The 25,786-nt window shown below is 68.5% G+C and carries 28 protein-coding genes and 2 pseudogenes; 15 read left to right on the top strand and 15 right to left on the bottom strand.

Going from position 1 to position 25,786, the window contains the following annotated elements:
- Nucleotides 1-3: 3 nt before the first annotated feature.
- Nucleotides 4-1,326, bottom strand: a complete 1,323-nt coding sequence (locus ACZ6KF_RS03450) for an SGNH/GDSL hydrolase family protein (RefSeq protein WP_356627262.1) — start codon at nt 1,324-1,326, stop codon at nt 4-6.
- Between the two features lie 255 nt (nt 1,327-1,581).
- Between ACZ6KF_RS03450 and ACZ6KF_RS03445 the strand changes: the two genes are divergently transcribed.
- Both ACZ6KF_RS03445 and ACZ6KF_RS03440 read left to right on the top strand, forming a co-directional pair.
- Entirely contained in the window at nt 1,582-2,916 is a 1,335-nt protein-coding gene (locus tag ACZ6KF_RS03445; RefSeq protein ID WP_356627364.1) for a DUF445 domain-containing protein, read from the top strand.
- A gap of 72 nt (nt 2,917-2,988) precedes the next feature.
- On the top strand, nt 2,989-4,485 hold the full coding sequence (locus ACZ6KF_RS03440) for an MFS transporter (protein WP_469158410.1): 1,497 nt from the start codon (nt 2,989-2,991) through the stop codon (nt 4,483-4,485).
- A 36-nt stretch (nt 4,486-4,521) separates the two neighbouring features.
- Here ACZ6KF_RS03440 and ACZ6KF_RS03435 read toward each other — a convergent pair whose 3' ends face one another.
- A complete protein-coding gene (locus ACZ6KF_RS03435) occupies nt 4,522-4,974 on the bottom strand; it encodes a hypothetical protein (RefSeq protein ID WP_356627264.1) in 453 nt (150 codons plus the stop codon).
- Between the two features lie 151 nt (nt 4,975-5,125).
- Between ACZ6KF_RS03435 and ACZ6KF_RS03430 the strand changes: the two genes are divergently transcribed.
- The 3 genes from ACZ6KF_RS03430 (at nt 5,126) to ACZ6KF_RS03420 (ending at nt 7,486) form a co-directional block, all read left to right on the top strand.
- Complete coding sequence (locus ACZ6KF_RS03430; RefSeq protein ID WP_356627265.1) at nt 5,126-6,088, top strand: GlxA family transcriptional regulator; 963 nt, start codon at nt 5,126-5,128, stop codon at nt 6,086-6,088.
- A gap of 119 nt (nt 6,089-6,207) precedes the next feature.
- The gene (locus ACZ6KF_RS03425; protein ID WP_356627365.1) at nt 6,208-6,630 is read left to right on the top strand and encodes an Hsp20/alpha crystallin family protein; all 423 of its coding nucleotides are present in this window, start codon (nt 6,208-6,210) and stop codon (nt 6,628-6,630) included.
- A gap of 427 nt (nt 6,631-7,057) precedes the next feature.
- Complete coding sequence (locus tag ACZ6KF_RS03420) at nt 7,058-7,486, top strand: DUF2267 domain-containing protein (RefSeq protein ID WP_469177897.1); 429 nt, start codon at nt 7,058-7,060, stop codon at nt 7,484-7,486.
- Between the two features lie 19 nt (nt 7,487-7,505).
- On the opposite strand, the gene ACZ6KF_RS03415 is transcribed toward ACZ6KF_RS03420, so the two are convergent.
- Entirely contained in the window at nt 7,506-8,003 is a 498-nt protein-coding gene (locus ACZ6KF_RS03415) for a hypothetical protein (protein ID WP_469158413.1), read from the bottom strand.
- Between the two features lie 159 nt (nt 8,004-8,162).
- Here ACZ6KF_RS03415 and ACZ6KF_RS03410 point away from each other — a divergent pair, with 159 nt between their 5' ends.
- Nucleotides 8,163-8,690 (top strand): hypothetical protein, encoded by a 528-nt coding sequence (locus tag ACZ6KF_RS03410; protein WP_469237109.1) that lies wholly within the window; start codon nt 8,163-8,165, stop codon nt 8,688-8,690.
- A gap of 81 nt (nt 8,691-8,771) precedes the next feature.
- Here ACZ6KF_RS03410 and ACZ6KF_RS03405 read toward each other — a convergent pair whose 3' ends face one another.
- Nucleotides 8,772-9,359, bottom strand: a complete 588-nt coding sequence (locus ACZ6KF_RS03405; protein ID WP_469158415.1) for a TetR/AcrR family transcriptional regulator — start codon at nt 9,357-9,359, stop codon at nt 8,772-8,774.
- 128 nt (nt 9,360-9,487) lie between these two features.
- Here ACZ6KF_RS03405 and ACZ6KF_RS03400 point away from each other — a divergent pair, with 128 nt between their 5' ends.
- The 3 genes and pseudogenes from ACZ6KF_RS03400 (at nt 9,488) to ACZ6KF_RS03390 (ending at nt 12,249) form a co-directional block, all read left to right on the top strand.
- Nucleotides 9,488-9,898 carry a DUF6463 family protein gene (locus ACZ6KF_RS03400; RefSeq protein ID WP_356627269.1) on the top strand — a complete coding sequence of 137 codons (411 nt, stop codon included), beginning with the start codon at nt 9,488-9,490 and terminating at the stop codon, nt 9,896-9,898.
- Between the two features lie 208 nt (nt 9,899-10,106).
- Complete coding sequence (locus tag ACZ6KF_RS03395) at nt 10,107-11,342, top strand: NAD(P)/FAD-dependent oxidoreductase (RefSeq protein ID WP_469237107.1); 1,236 nt, start codon at nt 10,107-10,109, stop codon at nt 11,340-11,342.
- Nucleotides 11,339-12,249: pseudogene (locus ACZ6KF_RS03390) on the top strand (RNA polymerase sigma-70 factor). Before ACZ6KF_RS03395 ends, ACZ6KF_RS03390 begins: the two are co-directional and overlap by 4 nt.
- Before the next feature lie 15 nt (nt 12,250-12,264).
- Here ACZ6KF_RS03390 and ACZ6KF_RS03385 read toward each other — a convergent pair.
- Both ACZ6KF_RS03385 and ACZ6KF_RS03380 read right to left on the bottom strand, forming a co-directional pair.
- Nucleotides 12,265-12,411 (bottom strand): annotated as a pseudogene (locus tag ACZ6KF_RS03385) (XRE family transcriptional regulator); the annotation flags it as partial.
- Nucleotides 12,412-12,575: 164 nt separating this feature from the next.
- The gene (locus ACZ6KF_RS03380) at nt 12,576-13,256 is read right to left on the bottom strand and encodes a 2-phosphosulfolactate phosphatase (protein ID WP_469237105.1); all 681 of its coding nucleotides are present in this window, start codon (nt 13,254-13,256) and stop codon (nt 12,576-12,578) included.
- A gap of 100 nt (nt 13,257-13,356) precedes the next feature.
- On the opposite strand from ACZ6KF_RS03380, the gene ACZ6KF_RS03375 reads away from it, so the two are divergent.
- Nucleotides 13,357-13,542: a DUF1737 domain-containing protein gene (locus tag ACZ6KF_RS03375; protein WP_356627273.1), complete on the top strand. Its 186-nt coding sequence runs from the start codon at nt 13,357-13,359 to the stop codon at nt 13,540-13,542.
- A 273-nt stretch (nt 13,543-13,815) separates the two neighbouring features.
- Here ACZ6KF_RS03375 and ACZ6KF_RS03370 read toward each other — a convergent pair whose 3' ends face one another.
- The 3 genes from ACZ6KF_RS03370 to ACZ6KF_RS03360 form a co-directional block, all read right to left on the bottom strand.
- Nucleotides 13,816-14,367 (bottom strand): N-acetyltransferase, encoded by a 552-nt coding sequence (locus tag ACZ6KF_RS03370; RefSeq protein ID WP_469237103.1) that lies wholly within the window; start codon nt 14,365-14,367, stop codon nt 13,816-13,818.
- 78 nt (nt 14,368-14,445) lie between these two features.
- Nucleotides 14,446-14,670, bottom strand: coding sequence for a DUF397 domain-containing protein (locus ACZ6KF_RS03365; RefSeq protein ID WP_469237101.1), 225 nt, complete (start codon nt 14,668-14,670; stop codon nt 14,446-14,448).
- The gene (locus ACZ6KF_RS03360) at nt 14,671-15,516 is read right to left on the bottom strand and encodes a helix-turn-helix domain-containing protein (RefSeq protein WP_469237099.1); all 846 of its coding nucleotides are present in this window, start codon (nt 15,514-15,516) and stop codon (nt 14,671-14,673) included.
- A 219-nt stretch (nt 15,517-15,735) separates the two neighbouring features.
- On the opposite strand from ACZ6KF_RS03360, the gene ACZ6KF_RS03355 reads away from it, so the two are divergent.
- The 3 genes from ACZ6KF_RS03355 (at nt 15,736) to ACZ6KF_RS03345 (ending at nt 18,484) form a co-directional block, all read left to right on the top strand.
- A complete protein-coding gene (locus ACZ6KF_RS03355; protein WP_469237097.1) occupies nt 15,736-16,362 on the top strand; it encodes an ATP-binding protein in 627 nt (208 codons plus the stop codon).
- 164 nt (nt 16,363-16,526) lie between these two features.
- Nucleotides 16,527-16,934 (top strand): hypothetical protein, encoded by a 408-nt coding sequence (locus ACZ6KF_RS03350; RefSeq protein WP_469237095.1) that lies wholly within the window; start codon nt 16,527-16,529, stop codon nt 16,932-16,934.
- Nucleotides 16,935-17,263: 329 nt separating this feature from the next.
- Nucleotides 17,264-18,484, top strand: coding sequence for a DNA cytosine methyltransferase (locus ACZ6KF_RS03345; protein WP_469237093.1), 1,221 nt, complete (start codon nt 17,264-17,266; stop codon nt 18,482-18,484).
- 1 nt (nt 18,485) lies between these two features.
- Here ACZ6KF_RS03345 and ACZ6KF_RS03340 read toward each other — a convergent pair whose 3' ends face one another.
- The 6 genes from ACZ6KF_RS03340 to ACZ6KF_RS03315 all read right to left on the bottom strand — a co-directional run bounded on the left by ACZ6KF_RS03340 (nt 18,486) and on the right by ACZ6KF_RS03315 (nt 24,323).
- Nucleotides 18,486-18,950, bottom strand: coding sequence for a very short patch repair endonuclease (locus tag ACZ6KF_RS03340; RefSeq protein WP_469237091.1), 465 nt, complete (start codon nt 18,948-18,950; stop codon nt 18,486-18,488).
- A 21-nt stretch (nt 18,951-18,971) separates the two neighbouring features.
- Nucleotides 18,972-19,889, bottom strand: a complete 918-nt coding sequence (locus ACZ6KF_RS03335; RefSeq protein ID WP_469237197.1) for a NaeI family type II restriction endonuclease — start codon at nt 19,887-19,889, stop codon at nt 18,972-18,974.
- A gap of 90 nt (nt 19,890-19,979) precedes the next feature.
- A complete protein-coding gene (locus tag ACZ6KF_RS03330; protein ID WP_469237089.1) occupies nt 19,980-20,537 on the bottom strand; it encodes a HEPN domain-containing protein in 558 nt (185 codons plus the stop codon).
- On the bottom strand, nt 20,534-21,706 hold the full coding sequence (locus ACZ6KF_RS03325) for a GmrSD restriction endonuclease domain-containing protein (RefSeq protein ID WP_469237087.1): 1,173 nt from the start codon (nt 21,704-21,706) through the stop codon (nt 20,534-20,536). The genes ACZ6KF_RS03330 and ACZ6KF_RS03325 overlap by 4 nt, the downstream gene beginning before the upstream one ends.
- Before the next feature lie 70 nt (nt 21,707-21,776).
- Nucleotides 21,777-22,799: a hypothetical protein gene (locus tag ACZ6KF_RS03320; protein ID WP_469237084.1), complete on the bottom strand. Its 1,023-nt coding sequence runs from the start codon at nt 22,797-22,799 to the stop codon at nt 21,777-21,779.
- Nucleotides 22,800-22,850: 51 nt separating this feature from the next.
- The gene (locus ACZ6KF_RS03315; RefSeq protein WP_469237082.1) at nt 22,851-24,323 is read right to left on the bottom strand and encodes a glycoside hydrolase; all 1,473 of its coding nucleotides are present in this window, start codon (nt 24,321-24,323) and stop codon (nt 22,851-22,853) included.
- Nucleotides 24,324-24,609: 286 nt separating this feature from the next.
- Between ACZ6KF_RS03315 and ACZ6KF_RS03310 the strand changes: the two genes are divergently transcribed.
- Both ACZ6KF_RS03310 and ACZ6KF_RS03305 read left to right on the top strand, forming a co-directional pair.
- Nucleotides 24,610-24,918, top strand: a complete 309-nt coding sequence (locus ACZ6KF_RS03310; protein ID WP_469237080.1) for a DUF6412 domain-containing protein — start codon at nt 24,610-24,612, stop codon at nt 24,916-24,918.
- Nucleotides 24,919-25,071: 153 nt separating this feature from the next.
- Nucleotides 25,072-25,779, top strand: a complete 708-nt coding sequence (locus tag ACZ6KF_RS03305) for a YidC/Oxa1 family membrane protein insertase (protein WP_356627281.1) — start codon at nt 25,072-25,074, stop codon at nt 25,777-25,779.
- The last annotated feature ends 7 nt before the right edge of the window (nt 25,780-25,786 follow it).

Here is a 25,786-nt window from a genome sequence, read left to right as displayed (position 1 = left end):
GCCTCACAGCCGCGCCGACGTGGCCCCCTCCAGGGACCCCGCCTCGACGGCCGCCGCCATCGCCGCGTACCCCGCGTCGCTCGGGTGGAGATGGTCGCCGGAGTCGTAGCGCGGGAGCAGGCGGCGCGGGTCGTACGGGTCGCGCACCGCCTCGTCGAAGTCCGCCACGGCGTCGAAGACGCGGCCCGCGCGGATCTCGGCGTTGACGCGCTGCCGCACGGCCTCGCGGGCGTCGGTGTAGCCGCGGTGGCCGTGGAAGGGCATCAGGGTGGCCCCGACGGCGCGGATGCCGCGGGCGTGGGCGCGGTCGACCAGCTCGCGCAGGCCGTCGAGGATCGGCTCGGGGTCGGTGACGGACGGGGTGCGCAGGATGTCGTTGACGCCGAGGGCGATGACGACGACCTCGACGTTCGCGCCGCCGAGGACGTCTCGGGCGAAGCGGTTCAGGCCGCTGGGGTTGTCGGCGGGGCGGCCGAGGCCGTCGGTGAGGACGCGGTTGCCGCTGATGCCGTGGTTGACGACGCCGTAGCGGGGCGCGTCCGGCCCGGCGTCCGCCAGTCGGCGGGCGAGCACGTCGGGCCAGCGGCGGTTGGCGCCGACGGTGGAGGTGATGCCGTCGGTGAGGGAGTCTCCGAACGCGACGAGGGTCCCGGCGGCCTCCGCGCTGAGGACGTCCAGCGCCGTCAGGTACCGCCAGGACCCGGTGCGCCCGGTGAACGGCGTTCCGCTCTCGTCGCCCGCCCGGTCGCCGCGCGCGGCGTACGAGACCTGCCGCGCGTGCGGGTGGACGGTGACGGGTCCGGGCTCGGCGGGGGAGTACGTCGTCACCAGTACGTCCGCGTCCGCCGGCACGGCGATGCGCACGGGGTCGCTGGTGACCTGCTGCCCCGGCGGCACGACGACCTCGCCGTCCCCGTCGAAGGTCAGCCGCCGCAGCGTGCCCGGCACCGCCGCGGGCCCGTCCCCGGCGGCGAGGGCGAGGGTGGCGTGGGCGACGGTCAGCGGGCCGCGCCCGTAGAGATTGGACAGCGTGATCCGGGCACTCGTACCGCCGACGCTCGTGTGCACGACGTTGCGCACCGTGCGGTCGGTGAGGCCCGCCGTCTCGGTGCCGGGCTCGGCGGCGGCCGGGGAGGCGGCCCAGGACCCGACCCAGGTCGCGGTGGACGCGGGCGCGGCCGGCCGGTGCGACGGGCGGGGGCCCGCGGCCGTACGCCGGACGGCCGTACCGTCGTCGGAGCGGTCGGCGTGGATGCCGGCCGCGGCGGCCACGATCAGACAGAGGATCGTGGCGAGCAGGGCATAACCGTGATGACGCCTGGTCATGCGGGTGCGGTTCTCCTCGCGGGCAATGGGGCCACCACTCATGACCGGTCGCCCCACGAATGATCACTCCATGATGAGCCATGGCACGGGAGCCGCCGACGCGGGAACCACTGACCGGGAACCACGGACGCGGGACCACCGGCGCGCGGGAACCGCCGGCACGGGGAACTGTCGACACGGGGAACTACCGGCGCGGCCCGGGAGTCCGTCAGGAAGGACAATGTCACCGTGGGGGACCGGGAACGGGTGGAGTGGATGGACCGTACGAATCCGGAGGGGCCCGGCGGGCCGGCGGGACGCCCCGCCGTCGCCACCGCCGTCCGCGCGATGACGACCTTCAGCCCCGCCGACGAGGAGAAGCAGCGCGGCGTACGCCGGATGAAACTCACGGCGACCGGCCTGCTGCTGTTCGTGGCGCTGGTGTACGTCCTGGCCAAGTGGGCCGCGAACGCCGGCGCCGGCCCCTGGGCGGGGTACGTCGCCGCGGCGGCCGAGGCCGGGATGGTCGGCGCGCTCGCCGACTGGTTCGCGGTCACCGCCCTGTTCCGCCGCCCGCTGGGACTGCCCATCCCGCACACCGCGATCATCCCCACGAAGAAGGACCAGCTCGGCGTCTCGCTGGGCGAGTTCGTCGGCGAGAACTTCCTCTCCGAGGCCGTCGTACGGCAGCGGCTGCGCGCCGTCGGCATCGGCAGCCGCCTCGGCGCGTGGCTCGCCGAGCCGCAGAACGCCGACCGGGTCACCGCGGAGCTGGCCACCGCCCTGCGCGGCGCGCTCACCGTCCTGCGCGACTCCGACGTCCAGGCGGTGGTCGGCGAGGCCATCACCCGGCGCGCGAACGCCCAGGAGATCGCGCCCGGCATCGGCAAGATGCTGGAGAAGGTCGTCGCCGACGGCGGCCACAAACGCGTCGTCGACCTCGTCGTCACCCGCGCGCACGACTGGCTCGTCCTGCACGCCGACTCCGTGATGGACGCCGTCCAGGGCGGCGCCCCCGGCTGGACCCCGCGTTTCGTGGACCGCAAGGTCGGCGAGCGCGTCTACAAGGAACTGCTGCGCTTCTGCGCCGAGATGCGCGACATGCCCTCCCACCCCGCGCGCGGCGCCCTCGACCGCTTCCTGTCCGACTTCGCCTCCGACCTGCAGTCCGACACCGACACCCGGGCGCGCGTGGAGCGGCTCAAGGGCGAGGTCCTGGGCCGCGGCGAGGTGCAGGACCTGATCGCGTCCGCCTGGACGGCCGTACGCTCCATGATCGTCGCGGCGGCGGAGGACGAGCGCAGCGAGCTGCGGCTGCGGGTGCGGGCGTCGCTGCTGTCGCTCGGGGCGCGGATGGCGAGCGAGCCCAAGGTGCAGAACAAGGTCGACAGCTGGGTGGAGGGCGCCGCGGTGCACGTCGTGACGACGTACCGGGGGGAGATCACCTCCCTGATCACGGACACCGTGGCGAGCTGGGACGCCGAGCACACCACGAAGAAGATCGAGGCGAACATCGGCCGCGACCTGCAGTTCATCCGCATCAACGGCACGGTCGTCGGCTCGCTCGCCGGGTTGCTGATCTACACCGTGTCCCGTCTCCTGGGAGCCTAGCCCTCGTTCGGGCGAGCGTGGCGGCCCCGCATCCGGGCACAAGGGTGGGGGTCGCTCAACGGAGAGGGAGCCATGACAGCAGCATCGTCGTCGCCGGCCTCTGTGCCCGCCACCGGAACCGTCACCACGTCCGTGCCCGCCCGCCTCGACCGGCTGCCCTGGTCGCGCTGGCACTGGATGATCGTGATCGGTCTCGGCACCGTCTGGATCCTGGACGGCCTCGAAGTCACCATCGTCGGCAACGTCGCCGGCCGGCTCGCCGAGGACGGCAGCGGCCTCGACATCACCTCCGCCCAGGTCACCGGCCTCGCCGCCGCCCTCTACGTGGCGGGCGCCTGCACCGGCGCCCTGTTCTTCGGCCGGCTGACCGACCGCTACGGCCGCAAGAAGCTGTTCATGGTCACGCTCGCCGTCTATCTGGCGGCGACCGCGCTGACCGCGCTGTCGTTCGAGTCGTGGTGGTTCTTCCTGTTCCGGTTCCTCACCGGTTTCGGCATCGGCGGCGAGTACGCGGCCATCAACTCCGCCATCGACGAGCTGATCCCCTCCCTCTACCGGGGCCGGGTCGATCTGATCATCAACGGCAGCTACTGGCTCGGCGCGGTCGGCGGCGCCCTGCTGTCCATCGTCATGCTGGACACCGACATCTTCCCCAAGGATCTCGGCTGGCGGCTCAGCTTCGCCCTCGGCGTCGTCCTCGGCCTGGTGATCCTCCTCGTACGGCGGCATGTGCCGGAGAGTCCGCGCTGGCAGTTCATCCACGGCCACGGCGAGGCGGCCGAAGTGCTCGTCTCCAGCGTCGAACGCGAGATCGAGCAGGAGAAGGGCGAGCCGCTGCCGCCCCCGCGCGGCGAGATCACCATCGAGCAGCGCAAGAGCATCGGCTTCGGCCTGATCGCCAAGACCGTCTTCACCCGCTACCCGCGCCGCTCGGTCCTCGGCCTGTCCCTCTTCATCGGCCAGGCGTTCCTCTACAACGCCATCACCTTCGGCTTCGGCGCGATCCTCACCAAGTTCTTCGACGTGCCGACCGGCTCGACCGGCTACTACTTCGCCGTCATCGCCGCGGGCAACTTCCTCGGCCCGCTGCTGCTCGGCAAGCTCTTCGACACGGTCGGCCGGCGCATCATGATCTCGTCCACCTATCTGCTCTCCGGCCTGCTGCTGTTCGGCACGGCCTGGCTGTTCGACCGCGGCTCGCTGACGGCGACCACGATGACGGCGTGCTGGTGCGTGGTGCTGTTCTTCGCCTCCGCGGGCGCCTCCAGCGCCTATCTGACCGTCTCCGAGATCTTCCCGATGGAGACCCGGGCGATGGCCATCGCCTTCTTCTACGCCGTCGGCACCGCGGCCGGCGGCATCAGCGGCCCGCTGATCTTCGCCGACCTCACCGAGTCCGGCGTCGTCGGGGACACGGTGCTGGCCTTCCAGATCGGCGCGGCGCTGATGTGCGCGGCGGGCCTGGTGGCGGCGTTCCTGGCGATCAAGGCGGAGCGGCGCTCGCTGGAGGACATCGCGACCCCGCTGTCGGTGACGCAGGCGCCGGCGCCGGCGCAGACGCGGAGCTGACGCGTCCCCGGCCGGCGCCCGTCCCCCAGGGGTGGCTCAGGCGCCGGTCGTGGACCCCGGCCGCACGATCATCAGCACGGTCACGGTGGCCCACAGCAGGTTGAACACGCCGGTGTACATGCCGAGCCGCACGGTCGTCTCCCGGGTGCCGCCGCCCGGCTCCAGCAGGGCGCCCTGCCGGGGCAGCACCAGCGCGGCCAGGACGACCGCGGCCAGGGCGGTGAGCACGATCGACGTCACCAGCCAGGCGTCGCCGAGCACCCCCATGCTGCTCGCGGTGGCGAACCCGAACACGGGGACGACGACGCCGACGGTGGCGTAGACCCGGCAGATGCGGTGCAGCAGCCGGACGGTCTCGGTCGCCTTGGGGTCGTCGGGGGCGGCCAGGGCCCGGCGTGCGGCGGGCGGGAACATGCTGGCGGCGACGGTGACGGGCCCGATGGCGACGATCGCGGCGATGACATGGACGGCGAGGAGGAACTTGGTCACGGGGTGACGCTAGGCGGACCGGGGATCATGCAGAAGTGGCGATAGTGACAGGGTTCGACGGATTCTCGCCAGACGCGTGACCAGGCATTACAAGGTTTGTCCCCATGCTCGCTCCGTTGGCGGGAACCGGGCACAGGCGTACTCTCTCGCCATGCACACCGTGGCCGTACTGGCGCTGGACGGCGTCATCCCGTTCGACCTCTCCGCCCCCATCGACTCCTTCGGCTGGGCCCGCCTGCCCGACGGCCGCGAGGCCTACCGGGTGCGGGTGTGCTCGGTGCGGGAGGAGGTGAACGCCGGGCCGTTCACGATCCGGGCGCCGTACGGCCTGGAGGCGCTGGCGGACGCCGACACGATCGTCCTGCCCGGCGTCGAGGACCCGCCCGACCCGCTGCCGCCCGGCGTGACGGAGGCGCTGCGCGCGGCGGCGGCCGACGGGACGCGCATCGCGTCCGTCTGCGTCGGCGCGTTCGTCTTCGCCGCGACCGGCCTGCTCGACGGACTGCGTGCGACCACGCACTGGATCGCGGCGCCCGACCTGGCGGCGCGCTACCCGAAGGTGACCGTCGACCCGAACGTCCTCTACGTCGACAACGGCCAGTTCCTCACCTCCGCGGGCGCGGCGGCGGCGCTGGACATGTGCCTGCACATGATCCGCAAGGACCACGGCTCGGCGGTGGCCGCGCATGCCGCCCGGATGTCCGTCATGCCGCTGGAACGGGAGGGCGGACAGGCGCAGTTCATCGTCCACGACCGCCCCCCGGCACCGGCCGGCGCGACCCTGGAGCCGCTGCTGCGCTGGCTGGAGGAGCACTGCGACCGCGACCTGACGCTGGAGGAGATCGCGGCGCAGGCGGGCATGAGCAGCCGTACCCTCAACCGCCGCTTCCGCGAGCAGACCGGCACGACGCCGCTGCAGTGGCTGCACCGGGCGCGGGTACGTCGGGCGCAGTACCTGCTGGAGACGACGCCGTACTCGGTGGAGCGGATCGCGGCGCAGACGGGCTTCGGCTCGCCGACGGCGTTCCGGGAGCGTTTCCGCAGGGTGGTGGGGACGAGCCCGCAGGGGTACCGGAGGGCGTTCCGCAGCGGGGCGGGGACCGAGGGGACCTGACGTGAACAGGCCTTCACCCGACCTGAGTCGGGGGTTGTCAAGTTTCCTCTCCGGAGCTATATAAATAGGCGTAGGGCATCGCATACAGGACATCGCCTGGAGGAGGGAGAGTGACTGTGATGCTCATGCGCACCGACCCTTTCCGCGAAATCGACCGGCTCGCGCAGCAGGTCCTCGGCTCGGCCACCCGGCCCGCCGCGATGCCGATGGACGCCTACCGGTCGGGTGACGAGTTCGTCGTCCACTTCGACCTGCCCGGCATCGACCCCGAGACGATCGAGCTGGACGTCGAGCGCAACGTCCTGAACGTGCGCGCCGAGCGCCGTTCGCCGGCCCCCGACGACGCGGAGACCGTCGTCGCCGAGCGGCCCACGGGCGTCTTCACCCGCCAGCTCTTCCTCGGCGAGACGCTCGACACCGAACGCATCGACGCCTCGTACGACGCCGGCGTCCTGACCCTGCGCATTCCGGTGGCCGAGGCCGCGAAGCCGCGCCGCATCCGGATCAGCGGCGGCAGCGAGCGCAGGCAGATCAGCGGCTGAGCCGGCCTGCCGGGCCCACGCGGACGGCCATGACGCAGCAACCCCAGGAGTAGCGTCCCGCGGGCGGGGCACCAGCACCCGCGGGACGCGTTCACCCTGCCCGCCGCGCCCCCACGCCGAGGACGGGCGGACCCCCCGGAGGAGGAGCCCAACGATGACCGCGACCACCGTGCCGAGCCTGACCGTGCCGAGAGCGGCCACCGCGGAGGCGACGGAGCCGAAGGCCACGGCGACGGCGACCACCGCGACCGCGTCCGGGACGACGACCACCCAGCAGACCCTGAAGCAGACCGCCCAGCAGATCGTCCAGCCGACGGCCTCGAAGACCCCGAGCCCCTCGAAGACCCCGCAGCCTTCGAAGGCGGTCCCGCAGCCGGCGCAGCAGACCCCGAAGGCGGCCCTGCTGACCACACCCCCCACCCACCACGTGACCGCGCCGGCCCCGCGGCCCGCGCGAGTCGAGTGGCTCCAACTCATCGACGCCGTCCGCGAGTCGGGCCAGTACGCCACGCGGGCGGAGGCCGAGGGCGTCACCCGCGTCGTCCTGTCGGCCCTGGGCGGCCACGTCGTCGGCGACGAACGCGTCGACCTGGCGCAGGCCCTCCCCGATGAGGCGGCGAGGGTGGTGGCGACCCAGATCCCGGCCACCCGCCCCCTGACCGCCGCGGAATTCGTCGACCAGGTGGCCGCCCGCATCGAGGGCGCGACCCCGGCGACGGCCCGCTGGGACGTCAGCTCGGTCCTGAGCGCCCTGCCCCAGCTGGTCGGCGACGACCTGGTGACCCGCATCCTCGCCCAACTCCCGCCCGGCTACGCCCTCCTGTTCGGCAAGGCGGAACTCGCCCCGGCGGACTGACCACCGGCGGGCCGGAGACTCAGGGTTCCCCGATCCCCGGCCCGCCCGCAGTCAGCACGGCCGCGCCCCAGCACCCCGCGGCGAGCAGCGCACCCCCCACCGCGACCGGGTTGACCCACTCCGGCACGTCACCGCTGTCGTACACCCCGCCGTCGCTGGTCTCGCACCGGAAGGCGAGCGGCGCATAGCCCACCGAGTAGTCCACGATGTCGATCCCCTGCGCGGACCGCTCCAGCCACCCCTCCGTACGGCAGGGCCGGTACGGCGCCGAGTCGGTCCCCCCGTCCTCCGCGTCGAGCACGGCCACTCCCACGGCGGCCAGCCCCAGCAGATAGGCGCCTCCCGCGACGAGCCCCGCCGCGACGGCGACGCCGCGCAGCCAGTCCGCCCGGTCCCAGCGCCCGTCCGGAGTCCTGGCGCGCACGGGCCGCCCCGGATACGTCCCGTCGTCCCGCCCGGCGAGCACGCCGGTGACCACGACGAGGACGACGAGACCGCCGAGGACCCACAGCACCACCACGGCCTCCGCGCCACATCGGTCGACGACCCCTGCCCACCAGCCCCCGGTACCGGGACGCCCCGCCCTCCCTCGCCGGTTCCCGCCCCGCCCGGCACGCGGACTCACCATCACCCCCGGGAGTGACAACCAGCCCAACGGACAATCGTTCAGCAGGACATGCTCACTCCCCGACGACGCCTCGGCGGCGCGCTGCTCGCCGCCCTCGCCCTGACCACCGCGCCGGCCACCGCGACCGCCGCCGACCCCGCCCCGCCGAAGGCGTGCGCCACGACCACCGGCTACTCGGCCGACGGCCACCACGCGGGCGAACTGACCGTCTGCCTCACCGAGACGATGATCCACGACTCCCTCCTCGGCCACGAGATGCCGAGGCCGGCCGCGTCGGTCGAGGCCCGCTGCTGGACCAGGGACACCCTCTGGAGCTGGGACCGGAACGAGCGGAACTGCGAGTTCGGCGCCGACCTCACCCTCGCCAAGGACGGCGACCGCCTGTGGACCGAGCCCCGCGCCCTGCGGACCGACCACCTCCACTCGGGCGGGACCACCTCCCTGAACAGCTGGACCTGCGAGGGCGCGGGGACCTACACCCTGACCCTGCACCACATCACGATGCGGGTGATCGGCCCGGCCTCCGCCCCGCGAGTCGACCCCGCCCCCGTGACCGCGGCCGCACTCGGCTGCTGAGCCGTGCCCGGCCCCCGAGGGGGCGTTGCGCCGTCACCGCCCGCGTCACCGCACCGCCGACGGGCTTCTCCCGCGAGCCCGTCAGCGGGCCCCGTCGGCTCCCCCCGTGCCGCCGTGGTTCCGTCCGGCCAGGGCGGTGACTCCCGCTGTGGCGGCGAGGGCGAGGTCGGCGACCATCGCGTCGTCCACGGGCAGATTGAGGACGTACAGCGCGGACGCCAGGGAGCCGAGCAGCAGCAGGTGGGCCATCGCCGGATCGACGGGGGCGGCCAACTCCCCGCGGCCCACGGCCCGTTCGATGATCTCGGCGAAGGCGGCCTGCTCGGCGGCCAGAAAGGTCTCCCCGAACCGGTCGTCCACCTCGGGATCGGCGGAGAGCTCGCCGATCAGCGCCGGTGCCAGTTGCCGGGCCACGGGGGTGGCCATACGGACGTGGAACGCCCGGACCAGCGCCAGCAGATCCCCGTGCAGCGAGCCGGTGTCGGCCAGCGGAGGCAGCTGGTGCTCGTGCACGGTGGCGGCGAACGCCATCTCGGCCTTGGAGGCGTAGCGGCGGTAGATCGCCGCCTTCCCCACCCCGGCGCGCGCCGCGACCCGGTCGACGGTCAGGGCCTGGTAGCCGACTTCGTCGAGGAGCTCACGCGTCGTCTCCAGGATTCTGTGATCCACGCGACTGTCCCGGGGGCGGCCGCCCCGTTGCTTCCCCTCTGCCATGCACGCCATGATACGAGACGTTAGTATCGGAACTGCGGTCTCGGAATCGAGATCGGGAATCGCGATCGAGCGGGGGAACTCGAATGATCAAGTGGGCAGGCTGGATCATCACTCTCTTCGGGACGGCGCACACGATCGCCGCCCTCACCCTGGAAAAGGCCGCGCGTCACGCCGGGACATGGTTCAGCGGCGGGCTGTGGCACGAGAACTTCGACGACATGACCCCGGCGGGCAGCGCCTACTGGCTGAGCCTGGACAGCTTCGGCATCCCGCTCGTCCTCATCGGCCTCACGGTGCTGTGGCTGGACCGCCGCGGCATCACCCCGCCGGTCTTCATCGCCTGGACGCTGGGCGTCTGGACCGTCGTGGACGCGGTGATCATCCCGTTCACACCGTGGCCGCTGGTCCTGATCGCGAGCGTTCTCCTGCTGACCGGAGCCCACCGCGCCCGCCGCGACACGGCCCCGGCACCTTCCCCCGCAACCCCGCGGTGACGCCGCATCCCACGCCGAGCACGGCGAACCCGACCACGGCCGGGTTGACGTACGCGGGCACGTCACCGCTGTCGTGACTCCCCCCGGCGCCGCTCCCCCCGGGACGCCCGTGGCGCGCATCACACCGACCCCGTGTCACGAACCGCCCCGCAGCCTCCATCCCCTGGTCGTCAACGGCAGGACGAGTGGAGAAGGACGGGACGAGACAATGAGCGCACAGCACGGAACCGGCACGACGGCGGCCACCACCCCCCACCGCGTCCTGATCCTGGGCGCGGGCTACACGGGCATGTGCGCCGCCACCCAGCTCGCCGGCCGGACCCGCCACCGCGAGGATGTGCACATCACCCTGGTGAACGCCCAGGAGCGCTTCACCGAGCGGCTGCGCCTGCACATGACGGCGACCGGGCAGCAGCTCGCCGAGCTGAGCGTCCCGGAGCTGCTGGAGGGCACGGGCATCCGGTTCGTACGCGGCTGGGTGACCGCGGTCGACGCGGACGCCCGTACCGTACGGGTCGACGACGACCGGGTCCTGCCCTACGACACCCTGGTGTACGCCCTGGGCAGCGTGGCCGACACGACCGCCGTGCCCGGCGTCGACGACCACGCGTACACCCTCGACAGCGCCCAGGACGCCGAGGCGCTGGCCGACCGGCTGGCCCGCCTCGGCGGCGGCACGGTCGTGGTCGCCGGCAGCGGACTGACCGGCGTCGAGTCCGCCGCGGAGATCGCCGAGCGGCATCCGGAGCTGAACGTCGTCCTGCTGGGCCGCGGCGAGGCCGGTGCGGGCATGAACCCGAGGGCCGGGACGTACCTGCGGTCGGTGCTCGACCGCCTCGGCGTCGAGGTGCGCGGCGGCGTCGAGGTGGTGAAGGTGCTGCCCGGGTCGGTCGAACTGGCGGGTGGGGAAAGCATCGCCGCCGACGCCGTCCTGTGGGCGAGCGGCACCCGGGTGTCACCGCTGGCGGCAACCGCCGGACTGGCCGTCGACGAGCGCGGCCGCATCGTCACCGACCCCGCGCTGCGCTCCGTCTCGCACCCCGACGTGTACGCCATCGGTGACGCCGCCGCGATCCGCCAGGGGTACGGCTTCCTGCACGGCACCTGCCAGAGCGGCATGCCCACCGGGGTGCACGCCGCGGTGTCGATCGACCGCACTCTGAACGGCAAGCGGCCCAAGCCGTTCCGCTTCGGCTACTACCACATCCCGGTGAGCCTCGGCCGGCACGCCGCGGTCGTGCAGTTCACCCGCCCCGACGGCAGCCCGCGCCGCCTGTGCCTGACGGGCAGGACCGCGGCCTGGTACAAGGAGACGGTGACTGCATCGCCCTGGGCCATCTTCGCCCGTATGCGGAAGATGCCCGCGACGGGCGCGTTCTGGCCGCACGGCGGCCGCTGCAACCGGGTCAACCGCGTCAACCTCGTTGCCGAGGGCGCCGCATGAGCGCCGGGCAGCAGGACGGGGTCTTCCACGCACACCGCAGGCTGCTGTTCTCCGTGGCCTACCGCATCCTCGGCTCCGCGGCCGACGCCGAGGACGCGGTGCAGGACGCCTGGATCAAGTGGTCGTCCGCCGATCGCTCCCAAGTCGCTGACCCCAAGGCCTACTTGACGCGCATCGTGACCAACCTGGCCCTGGAACGCCTGCGCTCCACCCGCCACCAGCGCGAGACCTACGTCGGTCCGTGGCTCCCCGAGCCCATCCTGACCAGCGCCGACACCGCCGACACCGTCACGGACGCCGAGTCGGTGTCGATGGCGATGCTGGTGGTCCTGGAGACACTGAGCCCGCTGGAGCGCGCGGTCTTCGTCCTGAAGGACGTCTTCGGGTTCAGCCACGCCGAGATCGCGGAGGCGGTGGAACGCTCCGAGACGGCGGTACGCCAGGCCGCGCACCGCGCCCGTGAACACGTACGGTCCCGCAGACCCCGGTACGCCACCGACCGCACCCGGCAACGCGAGGTCACCGAGCGCTTCTTCGCCGCGGCGATCGGCGGCGACATCAACACCCTGATGGAACTCCTCTCCCCGGACGTCACCCTGTGGACCGACGGCGGCGGCAAGGTCCGCCAGGCCCTCAGACCGGTCACGGGAGCCCCCAAGGTCGCCACCTGGTTCGCGGCCATCGGCACGACCCCCTACCAGGGCATCCTCCCCGCCGACATGCACACCGACCTCGTCGACGTCAACGGCACCCCGGGCCTGGTCTTCAGCGCACCGGACCGCGTGATCGCGACGGTCACCTTCGACTTCGACGCCGACGGGCGGATCACGGCGATCCACAATGTGGCGAACCCGGACAAGCTGGGGCGATCGGGGAGGGGGTGGCGTATGACGTGGGGACGCGGTGACGCGGGACCCCATGCACCGCTGTCCGTGTCCAGCCCCGTCGGCAGCCGCAGCCCGTACTCCGCGGGGCTGCCGGGGGCCGCGGAGAGCACCAGCGGCTCCATGCCCGACTCGTCCGGCAGCGGGAAGTTCTCCTGGTGCAGCTCCAGCCGGCCGACGCTTGTGCAGCGCCATGACCGCCCTCCCAGGCCATCGGTGACTCGGTGGCGCCCAGGCTTGCGTGTGATCGACGTCGTGCGGCGGCGACTTGCGCGAACTTCTACGGCGCACGGGAGGCCATTTCGGGGGCACACCCCGCCACCCTCGAACGGGATGGCGCCGCGGGCAGTCAGAGGCTCGCCCCGAGCGGCCGCAGCACGGCCAACCCTCCCTCCCACCCGACCTTCATGGCGAAGTCGAACCGGTCGACCTCCGTACACAGCTCCACGTCGGTGGAGTGAGCACCCCGGCGACGTCCGCTGCGCAGGTCGTCCGCGGCCGAGGAGGCGCGGGCACGCTGCAGATAAGGGCCGGGGGCGGGACGATCCCCGGCCAGGAGCCGCTCAAGGTACGCGGCGCAGGCCAGATCCTCGGCGGCACGGCCGCCCTCGCCCGTGGCCACGAACGTCACCGAGTCGGCGCCGGCGTCCGCCAGGGCGCGGGCCGTAGCGCCGGCCACGACGAAACTCGCGCACAGCGCCAGCTCGGCCTCGACCACAGCCAAGGCCCCGACCGTTCCCGCAGTGGTCTTCTGAATCACGGTACGGCCGCCCAAGTCGGCCTTTCGGAGCAGCGCAGGGGAGTTGGTCAGGTCGAACCCGCTGACCGGTGCGCCGTCCTTGAGCGCGAGCCAGCCCGGGCGACCCGCCTTGATCGCCAGAGCCTCGTCCTCGTCGGCGGCGAGGACGATCTTCTCCGCCCCGAGGTGGAAAGCCCATGCGGCGGTGGTGAACGCCCGCATCACATCGATCACCACGGCCACCTGCTCGGTGCCGTCCACGCCTGGTATGCCGACCACTCGCGAGTCCATGCGGCGATCGTCACAGTACGGCGGACGGGCCACAAGTGACATTCGGTCGGCACGCAGCTCGCGCCCGGCCGTGACGGACGGGTCTGGAATCCTTGTCCTCATGAGTACACCGCCAGACGGATTGCCCACGTACCGAGTCCTGACCGGTCCGGACGACGCCGCCTTCTGCCAACGTGTGAGCGAGGCGCTGAGCCTCGGCTACGAGCTGCACGAAGGTCCTGCCCTCACCTTCGACGGTGAGAGGGTCATCGTCGCCCAGGCGCTCGTCTGGCCGACCCGGCCGTAGTGGTCTTGGGGCAGTGGTGGCCGTGATCGGCCGGTGAAGGGGGAGGGCGCCACGGGTGGGGTGAGTCGTGGGGGCTTACCAGGGCCTGTCTGAGTCTCTCCCGTCCTGCCCTGCGTGTCTCCCGCGTCGGTTGGGGAGGCTTGCGTTGCCCATGGCTTGGTCGTCCCAGCCTTCGGGTGTGGCCGGGCGAGCGGCGGCGCGTTCGGGAGGCGATGTGCCAGGGCACGGGTACGCATCGTCACCGGGCTCGATGAAGAAGCCACGCACGGGTGGTCACGCCGAACGCAACGGTTCCCGCACCATCGACGCGAAGACCGGAGAGTCCGGGAAGGGCTGCTGCTCGCCGATCTTCACGTAGCCCCAGCTCTCATAGACCGACTGCACCTTGCCGTCTCCCGCCTTGGGGTTCACAAGCAGCGTGACCCGGGCCTCGCGCCGGTTGGCCAGGAGTTCTTCGTGGATGCGGTGGGCAGCTCCTGTGCCGCGCCAGGGGCGCCGTACGACGATCTCGTTCAGCGCGAGCGTGCGGGTGCCCGTCTCCACGGTGTAGTCACCGGGCAACGGCGTCGTCATCGCGCTCCACCAGCGTGTGGTGGAGGCAAGTGGGGTGCCGTAGGCGAAACCAACAGGCTCCTCACCGTCGTAGGCGAGGACGGCTTCCCAACCGGGCGCTGAGCTGTGGCTCGATAGACGTTCGTTGAAGCGCTCGGCAGTGTAGAAGGGGCCGGTGAGCCCGAAATCGCGTTGGCGGACTTCCACGTGGATGTCCACGATCGTCTGGCGGACGGGCGCCACGTAGGAGTGATGGCGCAGTGCAAGGGTCACAAGTGCTCCCTCTTGGATGCTCCCGGCTAGCAGTCTTGAGCGCGCGTTGCCGGTTCTCGACTACGCGACGAGTGATCGCTAGAAGGTGGCTCCAGTGGCCTCCTGGGCAGACCGCGCACCCGCGAGGAAGCCGGTCCAGGCGTCTGCGGACACGGCCACACGGCCCTGGTGGGGGTGCTTCGAGTCGCGTATCAGCACGCCTGACGGGACGAAGGCGGTCTCCAGGCACTCTGTGGCGTTGCCTCCGCTGTACGACGACTTGAACCATCGGGGCTCGACAGCGGTCAACGGGCCAGCAGACATTCACAGCTCCTTGCGTGCGCGATGGATCAGGGCGGACGAAGCCTCCATGTCCAACGCTTGTGCGCGCAGGTACTCGAACGCAAGTCGGTAGCGGTCCAGTTCCTCGTCCTTCTCCAGAAAGAGCGAGCCCGCGTGCAGGTCGACGTACACAACGTCGAGTGCGGGCTCGGAGGCCCCGATGATGACGAAGCTGCCCAGGGCCGCGGCGTGCGCTCCCTTGGCGAACGGCAGTACCTGGAGTGTGACGTGTGGGGACTCATTCGCTTCGAGTAGCCGGTCAAGCTGCTCCTTCATGGTCTGCGGTGAACCGACGACGCGGTGGATCACGGACTCATCGAGGATGGCCCACAGGTGCAGCGGCTTGCGGCGAGTCAGGATCTCCTGCCGCTTCATGCGGATGTCGACCAGCCGCTCGATCTCCGCCTCTTCGAGCGGCACCTCGTTGGCCCTCTGCAGCGCTGTGCTGTAGGCGCGGGTCTGGAGGAGTCCTGGGACGTAGACGCAGCAGAAGTGGTTCTCGCGAACCGCTTCGTCCTCAAGAGTGAGCAGCAGGTTCATGCTCTCCGGGATGGAGTCGGCGAAGGAACTCCACCAGCCTTGCTGCTTAGCGTCCTTGGCCAGCCCGACGACCGCCCGGCGCTCGGTCTCGGTCGTTCCGTAAGCACGGCACAGCGCGTCGATGACGATCCACTTGACTGGGCCGGCCTGCGTTTCGTAGCGGCTGACCGTCGCCTTGGACACACCGACCAACTGACCCGCTTCTTCCAGCGTCAAGCCTTTGCGGGCTCGCAACTTGCGCATGGTCGCGCCCAGTTGCCGACGGCGTGTTGTGGTCCGTTCGGACATTCGGCTCCTTCGCCATGGGCCGGGCAGCAGCCCGGAGATCACTCGTCAGGCTAGGCAGTGGAGAGGGCCGCAGCCACAGGATTCACTCGATGGAGACTCCGTGAGAAGTTACACAGTGAGACTTCCCTGTGCCATGCTCACTCCTGGACCGCTACGCAGTGCAGCCGTGCGGATACGGCAGGCGCAGGCATCTGTGTGGCTTGGGAGGGAGGAGTGTTCATGCTCGGCTCTGAAGTGACCGAACCCCAGCTCCGATGTGTCCTGCCCTTCGAGGCGGCGCCGGCGGAGGTAGGTCTTCTGCGGAGAGCGGTTGGGAGGCAGCTCAGTCGGTGGGGTGTTCCTGGCGCGATCGATGAAGCAGGGCTTCTGGTCACAGAGCTTGCGACGAACGTGATCAAGCACGTGGGAGCTGGGTCGTCAGCGACCTTGGTCCTGGAGTGGGCGGCCGGGAGGCTCAGGGTGGAGGTTCACGACAGGAGTCCGGCTCTGCCGTCGCCTAGGACCGCAGACTGTGAACAGGAATGCGGCCGAGGCCTGCATCTTCTGTCCACGATGGCGTCGGACTGGGGGGTCGTTCTGACGGCGAGCGGGAAAGCGGTCTGGTGTGAGGTCCCGACCACTGGACAAACGGGTGGGCGACGGGTGGAGCGTGCAGCCGGAGTACTTGAGCGCTACCAGGCGCACGACGGGTGCGTGCAGCAGTGGAGGTCCCGGGACATCGGACTTGAGCAGTCGGTTGTCGAGCTGATTGCTGACCTGCTGCATTGGACCGCGGCGCGCGGCCAGGATCCGGACGATGTCCTCGACCAAGCGCAGAGGCACTATGAGGCGGGGGCTGCCTCGTGAGTGGCTCTCCGTGCGTTCTCCATCATCTGCTCTTGGAGAGAGGCGGGCGTGCGCCACGACTCTCCTGGAAGGCCTCTGTGGCACATGCGCTGGCAGTTGGCGCAAAGGCATGCAAGATCATCAAGTTTGATCTCCCGGACGCCGGAGGCGTACAAGGGAGTGACATGGTGAACTTCTATGTAGCCTTCGCCCAGAGGCCCGTAGCTTCGGGCAAGGTCGAACTTGCAGACTTCGCACTGAAGCCGCTGTCCGTGCCGCCGCAGCTGCTGGATCTTGAGCGCACGCAGCCTCGGATCCCGCTCACGGGCGAGGGCCCGACGCGCCAGGAGACACCCTTCGATCGCCGTGGCGCCTGCTTCATCCACTTCGTCAGGCTGTGGCGCGGACTGCTGCAGTTCGCCAGACTTGATGCCGTCCTTGATGGCTGCAGCGGCCTGGACCATCTCGGCTTCGTGCGTGTGAAAGCCTCTCATGGGCAGCGTGGGCTTGCCGCAGCGGGTGGCCCTCCCTGTGTACTGCGGGTGATTCGTCATGAAGTCCGTTGTCTAGCGGCTCACTGCCAGGGGACCTGAAACGAGGCAGCGCAGACGCATCCGGTCCGTGGATGGGCAACGAACGAAGCAGCTCAGAGAGCCTGTGGGTCCGGCGGTCGTTTCGTCCGCAACTCACGCCACCTGTTCTTCACGACGAGTGCCCCGGTGAGCACGAGCTCGTCTTCGGTCCACGCAGGCATCCGCACGCGCCACATCGTATGAGTGTTCGGCATGGCGGAGGGTGCGTTAAGCGAACCGCAGGGCGTACTGCACACTTGGTGAGGTCTCGTTGTCAGTGGGGTCTGTCACCCTTCGTGGTGGTGGATTGGCATTGTGTGTCTGCCGCTGCATGTCTGTAAGGAGGGGGTATGACCCACACGAAGGAAGCTCTGGGCTTGACTGAGACACCGATGGAGCCTGAGTTCACCTCAATCGAGATCTGCGCAGGAGCTGGAGGCCAGGCCATCGGTCTCCATCAAGCAGGGTTCGGCCACCTAGCTCTGGTCGAGATCGACGCGTACGCAGTCGAGACGCTACGGCTGAACATCGAGGATCACGAACTCTGGGCATGGGAGAGAGAACATTGCGACGTCCTGTCAGCAGACGTCAAGGAGTTCGAGCCCTTCCGAGACGTGCAGAAAAGCGCTGAGCTGCTGAGACTGCGAGGGCTGGATCTACTGGCCGGCGGCGTGCCGTGCCCTCCGTTCTCACATGCCGGAAAGCAACTCGGCAAGGATGACGAGCGAGACCTCTTCCCGCGCATGCTGAAGTTGGTCGAGATCCTCAAACCTCGGGCGGTCATGATCGAGAACGTGCGCGGCATCATGGACCCCAAATTCTCCGACTACCGCGACTGGATTAAGGCCAGACTTCAGAGTGGTCATTACCGAGGTGACGACGGACAGTTGGCGTATGAAGAAGGCCTCGGGTACACGGTGTGCGCATGGGGGGTGCTCGAAGCTAGTGACTTCGGCGTACCGCAGCTCCGGCCGCGAGCCATTCTTGTGGCGTTTCGGGACGACGTGATCAAGGATCTCAAATACGAGTGGCCCACAGCAACACACGAGGAGCCGGTTAGCGTCGCCGAAAGCCTTCAGCCGTCGATGTACGAACGTTTCCTGCCGTACTTTGATGGTATTCATGCAGAGCAGGCTCGTAAGTCCTACGATCGGTGGCTGCAGAAGGCGCGCGAACGAGATGAGGAGCTGAAGGGCAAGGGCGGAGGGATTGCACCCACACTCGTAGGCGGGTCGAAAAAGCATGGCGGCGCAGACCTTGGGCCCAGTCGTGCGAAAGCAGCATGGAAACAGCTCGGCATTTCGGGCCTGGGGGTCGCCAATGACATCGAAACATGCAAGAAGAAACAGACTGAGACCCGGGATCTTTTTGGTCCAGATGGTCCCATGCTGACTGTGCGACAGGCCGCCATTATTCAGGGATTCCCTCGTGAGTGGGATTTCTCTGGGGGAAAGACTGCTCAATACCGGCAGGTGGGTAACGCCTTTCCTCCGCCGGTAGCCAAGGCCGTCGGTAAGTCCATTGCTGATGTCCTGAAGGCAGCCCGCGAACGCGACCAAGCAGAGAGCTGAGTCAGTTACCCGAGTCCTTCCCGAGCGCGCCGCGGCGCCGTTCGACTTCTGTCGTGATGCGCGCTGCGCAGTCCTCGGATGACTCGTGCTCCCAGAACCGGAGGACCACCCAGCCGGCCTCCGCCAGACGCTGGTCGGTATCCCGGTCGCGGGCCACATTCTTGGCTACCTTGTCAGACCAGTAGCCGGAATTGGTCCTGGGCGGAACGTAGTGCTCAGGGCATCCATGCCAATAGCAGCCGTCGATGAAGACGGCAACCTTCGTCGGACGGAAGACCATGTCTGCCGTCCGACGAAGGTTCGGAAGTGGCTTAGCAGCTACTCGGTAACGCAAGCCCTGTGCGTGTACGAGCTTGCGGATCAGCCGCTCCGGCTTTGTGTCCCGACTCCGGATAGCCTGCATGTTGCGTCGGCGCGCAGCTGAAGACGCCCACGACCCGTCCGGTGGTTGCCACTCGACTTCCATGAAAGGACCTACCTGTATCGATCACCGGGAAGGCAGTTTGGGTGCCGGTCGATCTGCCACTTCATCCGGATCGACAGCAACCCACATGTCACCGTCCAACTCGACGGCTGGACGGTCTCCATGGAAAGGCTGCGCCTTCGCCACTCGAAAGCTGACGAATTCGCCTTTCTCTGGAACCGGTCCTCCAAGAGCCCGCGCTACGGCTTGGTGACTTCGAGAGTCTCCTGGAATTATGTACCCTTCCTTCTGCAAGGCGGGTCGTGCGCGGGTGCCGTTCTTGTCGTCCCGCACGCGAGCCATGTAGTCGTGCTGCTGGGCTAGCGTTCGGACCACGTTGCGATCGATCCGTTGTTTCTGCACACGCCGAAATAGCTCATTCACACGCTGTTGACCCGATGTTGGGGCAAAAAGAGCAGTGCGTGTTTCGTCGTCAAGGTGCAAGAGCAGATTCCTCTTGAGTGGTCGGAACTCCCACAACCATTCAACCAAGTGCAGGTTTGACTTGTTGAGCCTATACTTGTGGTCACGGTTTCCTCGCCGGGTAACGAGTCCGTTCATGGTCAGCTTAGCCTTGTCGGCCCGAAGGAGTCCCGCGCTCCACTGACTGCGCTGATCGTTGGCCCAAACGACGAGGCAGATCTCTCCCATGGCTTCCGGGGGAATCATCCATCCCCCCAAGTCCTGAGAGAATTTGCAGTCGACATCCACTCCAGCAATTTCGTAATCCATATCCTGGCCGGAGTTGAAATTGAACCGGCGCTGCAGATTGATCTCTACAAGCGTTCCTGCATGGGTTTTCTCGGTTTTGTGGAGCTGACGCCAGTCATATCGACCCGTGTTCTCGCCGTCGAGGATTTGATCTATCGTGTCTCGTAAGACTGCGGCAAATTCTGTGCCGTCGGGATCCAGCATGAGCAGATGCTTGCGAACCCTTTGCAACTCTTCATCTTCGGATGCGGTAGAGATTTTTCTCGCCGCCGAGATGTCAAGCGGCAGAGGGTCTTGGTTTCTAGGAAGCAACGGGAACCCTTAACTCAGCGTACTTTCTTCACCATTAATGTCGACCGGAAGGCGCAATAGACGGGGTATTTCGTCGACGAAGGCAGAACCCTTCTTGTATAGCTCGTATACCTCTGCAAGTGTCTTGTTTAGTGTAAAAGTAGCGTAATTGCTATGGACAAGCTCATTCCTGATGGAGCCGATCTCAAGGAATGCTTCCTGTCCTTCTCGAATTGGGTCCTTCGCGGCTATCTCCGCCTCAATGGTCCTTTTTTGGTCCCTGCCAAATAGGCCCCAGAAAGGGCCTGCTTTCCGCCGCGGCCAGTCAAAGTACGTGTGATATTGGCGGCTGATGGCCTTGCGGTCAACGAGAGAGATGATGCCGGGTGCGGTTACATGCTCATTGACGTAGCTTCGCAGATATGTGCAGACATAGTACTCGAACTCGCTCGCAGCGGCGAGGAGCAGGACCTTCGGTAGCATGAGCTGCAACGTGGAGTGGAATGATGGCTCGCGTATTCGAAGTTCGGTGAGCATCTGTTCCTGATCACGGTACAAAAGCTCAACTGGTTTCGCAGGAACACTCACTGCGGCACTCCTTCAACGAGTGCGTGCATGAATTCCAGAGTGCTGGTGAGCCGGCCCTTCACCTTCGCTGTCTTTGTGGATCCTTCCTGAGAGAAGGCCGAGAAAGTGTGGCTACGTCCGAACTCGGCGATCCTTGTGGAGTCTACACCCGTTAGGTCAAAGCCCTGCTTGTGGAGCTTCTGTGCCGCGCAGTAGACCGACTCAAATAGCAGGGTGCTGAACTTACGCCCTGGCCAAAAGGTGGAATCGTCCCAGTTTTTCACCGTCTCAAGAAACCACCCCCAGTCGGCAGTTATCTGAGAAACCTCGGCCTCGGTGAACCCCTGTGCCTCCTTGCAGAACGAGTTGATGAAGCTGGTCATGGAACCGGAGTATGCATCTATCCCATGATTAAGAGAAAGCGCGCGCAGGATGATCTCAATATCGCGCATGCGGAAATCCGGGTCTGTAGTACCCAGGATGGATCGCCATTCTTTGTGCTCATTCAGCGAGAAAAGATTCTCGAAAAATTTCGAATGATAAAGGCTGGCACGGATCTCCTGAGTGTTTAGATTCACGCCACCGGTGTTCAGGCGATTGAACATTTCGAAAATGGACGAGTCGCCGTCTTTGGGGTTGACTTGCTTGACGATTACGTTACGAATGGTTCGAAGATTGAATTGGTTCTGGTAGTCGCCAAGAGTGTCATAGGTGAGGCGGGAGAACCTATTTGCCGTCCCGTTGGGAAGCTTTGGTAGCTGAAGTTTGAAAGGCGAGAAGAACTCGTCATCTGCCAGCAGTTCGGCGGTCAGGCCGGCGCCCGTGTTAAGTACCTTCCTCAGCTCGCTGCGCTTCTCCTTCCTCGGGAATCGGCCCTTCATGAAGAAATGGACTGTGAGGAGTCGTTGTTGTCCGTCTATGACAAGAAATCTGTTCCTGTTCTCCTCGTAGAGGAATACCTGGGGGACGGGGAGACCCAGAATCAATGATTCGATCAGTTTGGAGGCCCGTTTGATATCCCAAACATAGTTCCGCTGAAATCCGGGCGTCTGGATTGCTCCTTGATCAATGAAGCTATTGATCGTCAGGGTGTTGAAGTCATTCGGCGAGGAGACGATGTCGTACTCGCTGATCTGGTCCTGCTCGTCGTCTTCATACTCAATGTCTTCTACGTCCAAACCCTTAGACATTCGAAGTAGCCCACCCCTCCTAGAAATGTGGAACATCGTAGCTGTGCCTGTACCGGCCGTCACCAGGCTTCTACTGGTTGCTGCTCACGCCATGGCACTCCCGATAAACCCGCTCCGACCCGCACCAGCACCCCGCCCCCGCCTCCGGTGGCCACGCCACTGCTCGTCCCCGGGCCGCGAGTGTCGTCGCGTACTGGGGGAGGAGGGTCGCGTCGGACGGGGAGGCGCCCTCCGAGGCTGCGAAGGCCTCGTAGGAGGGGACCGTGCCCGTCACGATGCCCAGGTTCTCGGTGCCGGAGCCGGACAGTTCGCGCAGGGACTCCTCTATCGACCTCAGATGGGCGTCGTGGGACGGGTACTCCGCCGCCAGCTCCGGGTACGCCGCGACCAGTTCCGTCAGTTCCGGGGCCGGCCAGTGGAGGACGGCGACCGGGAAGGGGCGGGAGAGGGCCTCGCGGTAGGTGCCGAGTTCCGCGCGGAGGCGGGAGATCTCGGCCTGGAGTTCCGCGGGGTTGTCGGAGCCGAGGGACCAGACGCGTTTCGGGTCGTGCAGTTCGTCCAGGGAGACGGGGGCGGAGTGCAGGGAGTCCGCCAGGGTGTCCCAGTCGTCGTGGGGCAGGCCCAGCATGCGGCGGACGCGGTGGCGGCCGAAGAGGAGGGGGTGGGCCGGCCGCGGGGGCTGCGGCGCGTCCGCGACGAGGAGGCGGGCGCCCTCCGTCAGGGTGTCCTGCGCGGCCTCCAGCTCGTCGTGGGCCTCCAGGGCCTCCGCGATGATGATCCAGGGGGCGGGGTCGCGCGGGGCGGAGGCCCGGAGGCCCTCGATGATCGCTCTGGCCTCCGCCTCGTGGCCGTACTCCCACAGGTTCGACGCCTTCAGGGCGCGGACCAGGTGCGGGTTCTCCAGGCCGTCGGGGGACGAGAGCAGGCGGTCGTAGAGGGCGGACGCCGCGGGGCGGTCGCCGGAGAGTTCCCGGTGGGCCGCCGCGCGCAGCAGCAGGGCCTCGGCGTCCTCGGGGTAGAGGCCGGCGGTTCGCTCCAGGCGTGCCGCTTCCGCGGCGTGGTCGACGTTCTCGGCAGGCGTGTCGGGGCGCATGGGGGACACGGTATCGCCGGTCGGTGACGAGAGTGCGGTGACCGTACGTCCTTACGCCGTCACGCCGTCGACCTGCAACGTCTGCACCGACCTCGGCTCGAAGCGGACGCTCACCGTTTTGCCGTTCAGGCGGGTGTCCGTGTGGGCGCGGTAGCGGTCGGCGGCGGCCGGGGCGGTGTTCCAGCGGGGGACCAGGCCCCCCGTGCCGCCGGTCACCGTCGTGAAGCGGGACAGGTCGAAGGTGAGGGTCTGGGCGGACGTGGACGTGTTCACCGCCACGATCACCAGGCGTTTCGCCGTGCGGTCCAGGGCTGCCACGGCGTAGCTCACGCCCGTGTCGAGGATCGTCATGCCGGGGCGGATGTGGCGGCTGAACTGGGCCATGACGTAGTACTTCGGCTGGATCGACGTCGGCTGGAGGCTGCCGGCGTCGTACGCGATCATCGCCCAGCCCGCCGTCGGGTCCATGACCTGCCAGTAGCACCAGGCCGTCGGGTGCAGCCAGCGGAAGTCGTAGCAGAGGTTCGACGCCATGGTCAGGCCCGTGCCGTCGCCGTCGCCCGTCTCGGAGTTCCAGAGCTTCTTGCCGGACGACGTGACGACGTCCGTGTACAGGAGGTCGCGGCGGCCTCCCGAGCCCTGGTAGCCGTGCACGTTGACCTGGGAGACCAGGGCCCTGGTCGAGGCGCCGAAGGATGCCCACGTCGAGCGGGCCGCGTCGTAACTCGTCTCGTCCGAGCCGGAGATGCGCACCCCCGTCAGGCCCCGCTTGTCCAGCTCGCTGCGCATGTAGGGGAGTACGGCCGCCTGGACCGCCGGGTCCATGTGGCAGCCCTCCTGGGTGCCGGTGGCCGTCCACCAGCTCGCGGCCGGCTCGTTGAAGGGGTCCACGGTCGCGAAGTTCACGCCCCAGTGCGTGCGGGCGCGCAGGGCCACGGCGGCCAGGTGGGAGGCATGCTGGCGGTAGTTCCAGGTCTGGAGGTTGTTGCCGCCGTTGGCCGCGCCGGACGGGTTGTGGTTGGAACACATCCACCACATCGGGGAGTTGGCGAACAGCTCGGTGACCGCGCCGCGCCGGACCGCCTTCGACAGCATCGCGCGCTGGTTCGCGTCCGCCGTCCAGTCCCAGGCCGAGGACGCCGGGTCCTCGTTGTTCCAGTCCTGCCAGAAGCCCTCGATCTGCTTGAACGCCGGGATGTTCGGCGACTCGACCATGGTCTCGCCGCCGACGCTGTTCCAGCTGCACGCGCCGAGGTTGTAGCGGGCGATGTTGAGGCCGAGGCCGGGGAGCGCGGTGCCGTCGTACGTGACCGACTTGGTGGTGAAGAACAGGTCGGCGAAGTCCTCGCGGGCGCCGAAGACGTTGGCCCACCAGGCCAGTGAGGTGCCCCAGCCCTCCCAGGCGCCGTACGACGCCGACGGGTCGACGGCGATCGTCGCGTCGGCGTGGGCCGTGCCGGTGGTCAGGGCGCTGCCGAGGAGCGTGCCACCGGTGGCCGCGAGCAGGGTTCTGCGTCGGATCATGACTACAACTCCGCTTCGCTCATGGGGAGCGGGCCGGTCGTCCCGACCGGCCCGTAACGCATGGGGGAGTGCATGCTCGAGCGCGTCGCGGTACGAAGCATCGGGGGTGCGGGCGGGGTTGTCGAGGGTTGTGGCAGCCCTTTCTCTAACCAATGGAGGAAGGGGGTGGCGTCCGAGGTCGTCACCAAGTGGTTGCGGGATCGGGAAACTTGGGGCGGACGCGGTCGGGTATAACCGAGAGGGGCGCCCGGACAGGCGTCCCGGACTTCGGAGGAGGGGGCGAGCAGTGAACAACCGCGCATGGCCCGCCCTCGCGTTCCTCCTCACCGTCCTCCAGCTCGTCCTCCTCGACGCCGGCGGCCTCCATGCCGCCGTCACCGTCGCCTTCGCCGCGACCGCCGTCGCCGCGGCCGCGCTCGTCGTCTGCTCCGTCGTCGCCGCGCGCTGCGCGCCGGCCGTGCCGCCCACGCGGGTGCGTACGGCGATCCGGGACCGGGACCGCCGTACGGCCTTCCTGCCGCAGCGCGATCCCGACGCCAGGGGGCGCACCCGGCCCCGGGCGCCCGGACACGCCCTCCCGGCGGGCGTCGCGTAGGGCAGACCTTTTCGCATCACTGCGGATCACTACGGATCGTTGCGGATCATTGCGCGTCGTTCCGTGTCTTTCCGCATCGCGAGTGCGCCCGCGCGGGCCGTCCTGCCGTCCTTTCTCCTTCTCGGCACGACGAGACCCACGGAGGGCTCACCCATGTCCGTTTTCGCCCAGCTGGTCGAGCAACTCGCCCGAGCGCTCGAACCGTTGTTCCACACCTCCGCGGCCGCAGCCGCGATCGTCCTGTTCACCGCGTTCGTACGGCTGCTGGTGCTGCCGCTCTCGCTGGCCGCCGCGCGAGGGCACAAGGCGCGGGCGGCGCTGCAGCCGAAGATCGCCGAGCTGCGGAAGAAGCACGCGAAGGACCCCGAGCGGCTGCAGCGGGCCGTGCTCGCGCTGCATGCCGAGGAGAAGGTGTCCCCGCTCGCCGGCTGCCTGCCGGGGCTGCTGCAGGCGCCCGCCTTCCTGCTGCTCTACTACCTCTTCTCCAGCCCTTCCATCGGCGGTGAGGCCAACGCCCTGCTCGGCGAGCGGCTGCTGGGCGCGCCGCTGGGCGACCGGTGGGCCGACGCGCTCGGCGCGGGCGGGGTGTTCGGGGAGGCGGGGATGGTGTACGTCGTGCTGTTCGCGGTCGTCGCGTGCGTCGCCGGGTTCACCTTCCGGCGTACGCGGCGGATGGTGGCCGCCGGTGAGTTCGGCGGGGGCGACCAGGCGGTGCCGGGGGCGGCGGCCATCGGCAGGGTGATGCCGTTCGTGTCGTTCTTCACGCTCGTCACCGTGGCCGTGGTGCCGCTGGCCGCCGCGCTGTACGTGGTGACCAGTACGACGTGGAGCGCGGTGGAGCGGGCGGTGCTGTACCGCTAGCCGCAAA

The sequence above is a fragment of the Streptomyces sp. NPDC046379 genome, from assembly GCF_055587785.1.
Note: the sequence above shows the minus strand (reverse complement) of the source record. Positions and strands in the feature narration are given on the sequence as shown.

Excerpts from the sequence above, each read along its gene's own strand:
- ACZ6KF_RS03345 (WP_469237093.1), top strand. The coding sequence starts at position 17,264 with ATGACCCACACGAAGGAAGCTCTGGGCTTGACTGAGACACCGATGGAG.
- ACZ6KF_RS03450 (WP_356627262.1), bottom strand. The coding sequence starts at position 1,326 with ATGACCAGGCGTCATCACGGTTATGCCCTGCTCGCCACGATCCTCTGT.
- ACZ6KF_RS03375 (WP_356627273.1), top strand. The coding sequence starts at position 13,357 with ATGAGTACACCGCCAGACGGATTGCCCACGTACCGAGTCCTGACCGGT.
- ACZ6KF_RS03445 (WP_356627364.1), top strand. The coding sequence starts at position 1,582 with ATGGACCGTACGAATCCGGAGGGGCCCGGCGGGCCGGCGGGACGCCCC.
- ACZ6KF_RS03430 (WP_356627265.1), top strand. The coding sequence starts at position 5,126 with ATGCACACCGTGGCCGTACTGGCGCTGGACGGCGTCATCCCGTTCGAC.
- ACZ6KF_RS03395 (WP_469237107.1), top strand. The coding sequence starts at position 10,107 with ATGAGCGCACAGCACGGAACCGGCACGACGGCGGCCACCACCCCCCAC.
- ACZ6KF_RS03410 (WP_469237109.1), top strand. The coding sequence starts at position 8,163 with ATGCTCACTCCCCGACGACGCCTCGGCGGCGCGCTGCTCGCCGCCCTC.
- ACZ6KF_RS03360 (WP_469237099.1), bottom strand. The coding sequence starts at position 15,516 with ATGTCCGAACGGACCACAACACGCCGTCGGCAACTGGGCGCGACCATG.
- ACZ6KF_RS03380 (WP_469237105.1), bottom strand. The coding sequence starts at position 13,256 with ATGGACTCGCGAGTGGTCGGCATACCAGGCGTGGACGGCACCGAGCAG.
- ACZ6KF_RS03340 (WP_469237091.1), bottom strand. The coding sequence starts at position 18,950 with ATGGAAGTCGAGTGGCAACCACCGGACGGGTCGTGGGCGTCTTCAGCT.
- ACZ6KF_RS03350 (WP_469237095.1), top strand. The coding sequence starts at position 16,527 with ATGGTGAACTTCTATGTAGCCTTCGCCCAGAGGCCCGTAGCTTCGGGC.
- ACZ6KF_RS03325 (WP_469237087.1), bottom strand. The coding sequence starts at position 21,706 with ATGTCTAAGGGTTTGGACGTAGAAGACATTGAGTATGAAGACGACGAG.
- ACZ6KF_RS03425 (WP_356627365.1), top strand. The coding sequence starts at position 6,208 with ATGCTCATGCGCACCGACCCTTTCCGCGAAATCGACCGGCTCGCGCAG.
- ACZ6KF_RS03440 (WP_469158410.1), top strand. The coding sequence starts at position 2,989 with ATGACAGCAGCATCGTCGTCGCCGGCCTCTGTGCCCGCCACCGGAACC.
- ACZ6KF_RS03320 (WP_469237084.1), bottom strand. The coding sequence starts at position 22,799 with ATGCGCCCCGACACGCCTGCCGAGAACGTCGACCACGCCGCGGAAGCG.
- ACZ6KF_RS03305 (WP_356627281.1), top strand. The coding sequence starts at position 25,072 with ATGTCCGTTTTCGCCCAGCTGGTCGAGCAACTCGCCCGAGCGCTCGAA.
- ACZ6KF_RS03315 (WP_469237082.1), bottom strand. The coding sequence starts at position 24,323 with ATGATCCGACGCAGAACCCTGCTCGCGGCCACCGGTGGCACGCTCCTC.
- ACZ6KF_RS03400 (WP_356627269.1), top strand. The coding sequence starts at position 9,488 with ATGATCAAGTGGGCAGGCTGGATCATCACTCTCTTCGGGACGGCGCAC.
- ACZ6KF_RS03355 (WP_469237097.1), top strand. The coding sequence starts at position 15,736 with ATGCTCGGCTCTGAAGTGACCGAACCCCAGCTCCGATGTGTCCTGCCC.
- ACZ6KF_RS03365 (WP_469237101.1), bottom strand. The coding sequence starts at position 14,670 with ATGTCTGCTGGCCCGTTGACCGCTGTCGAGCCCCGATGGTTCAAGTCG.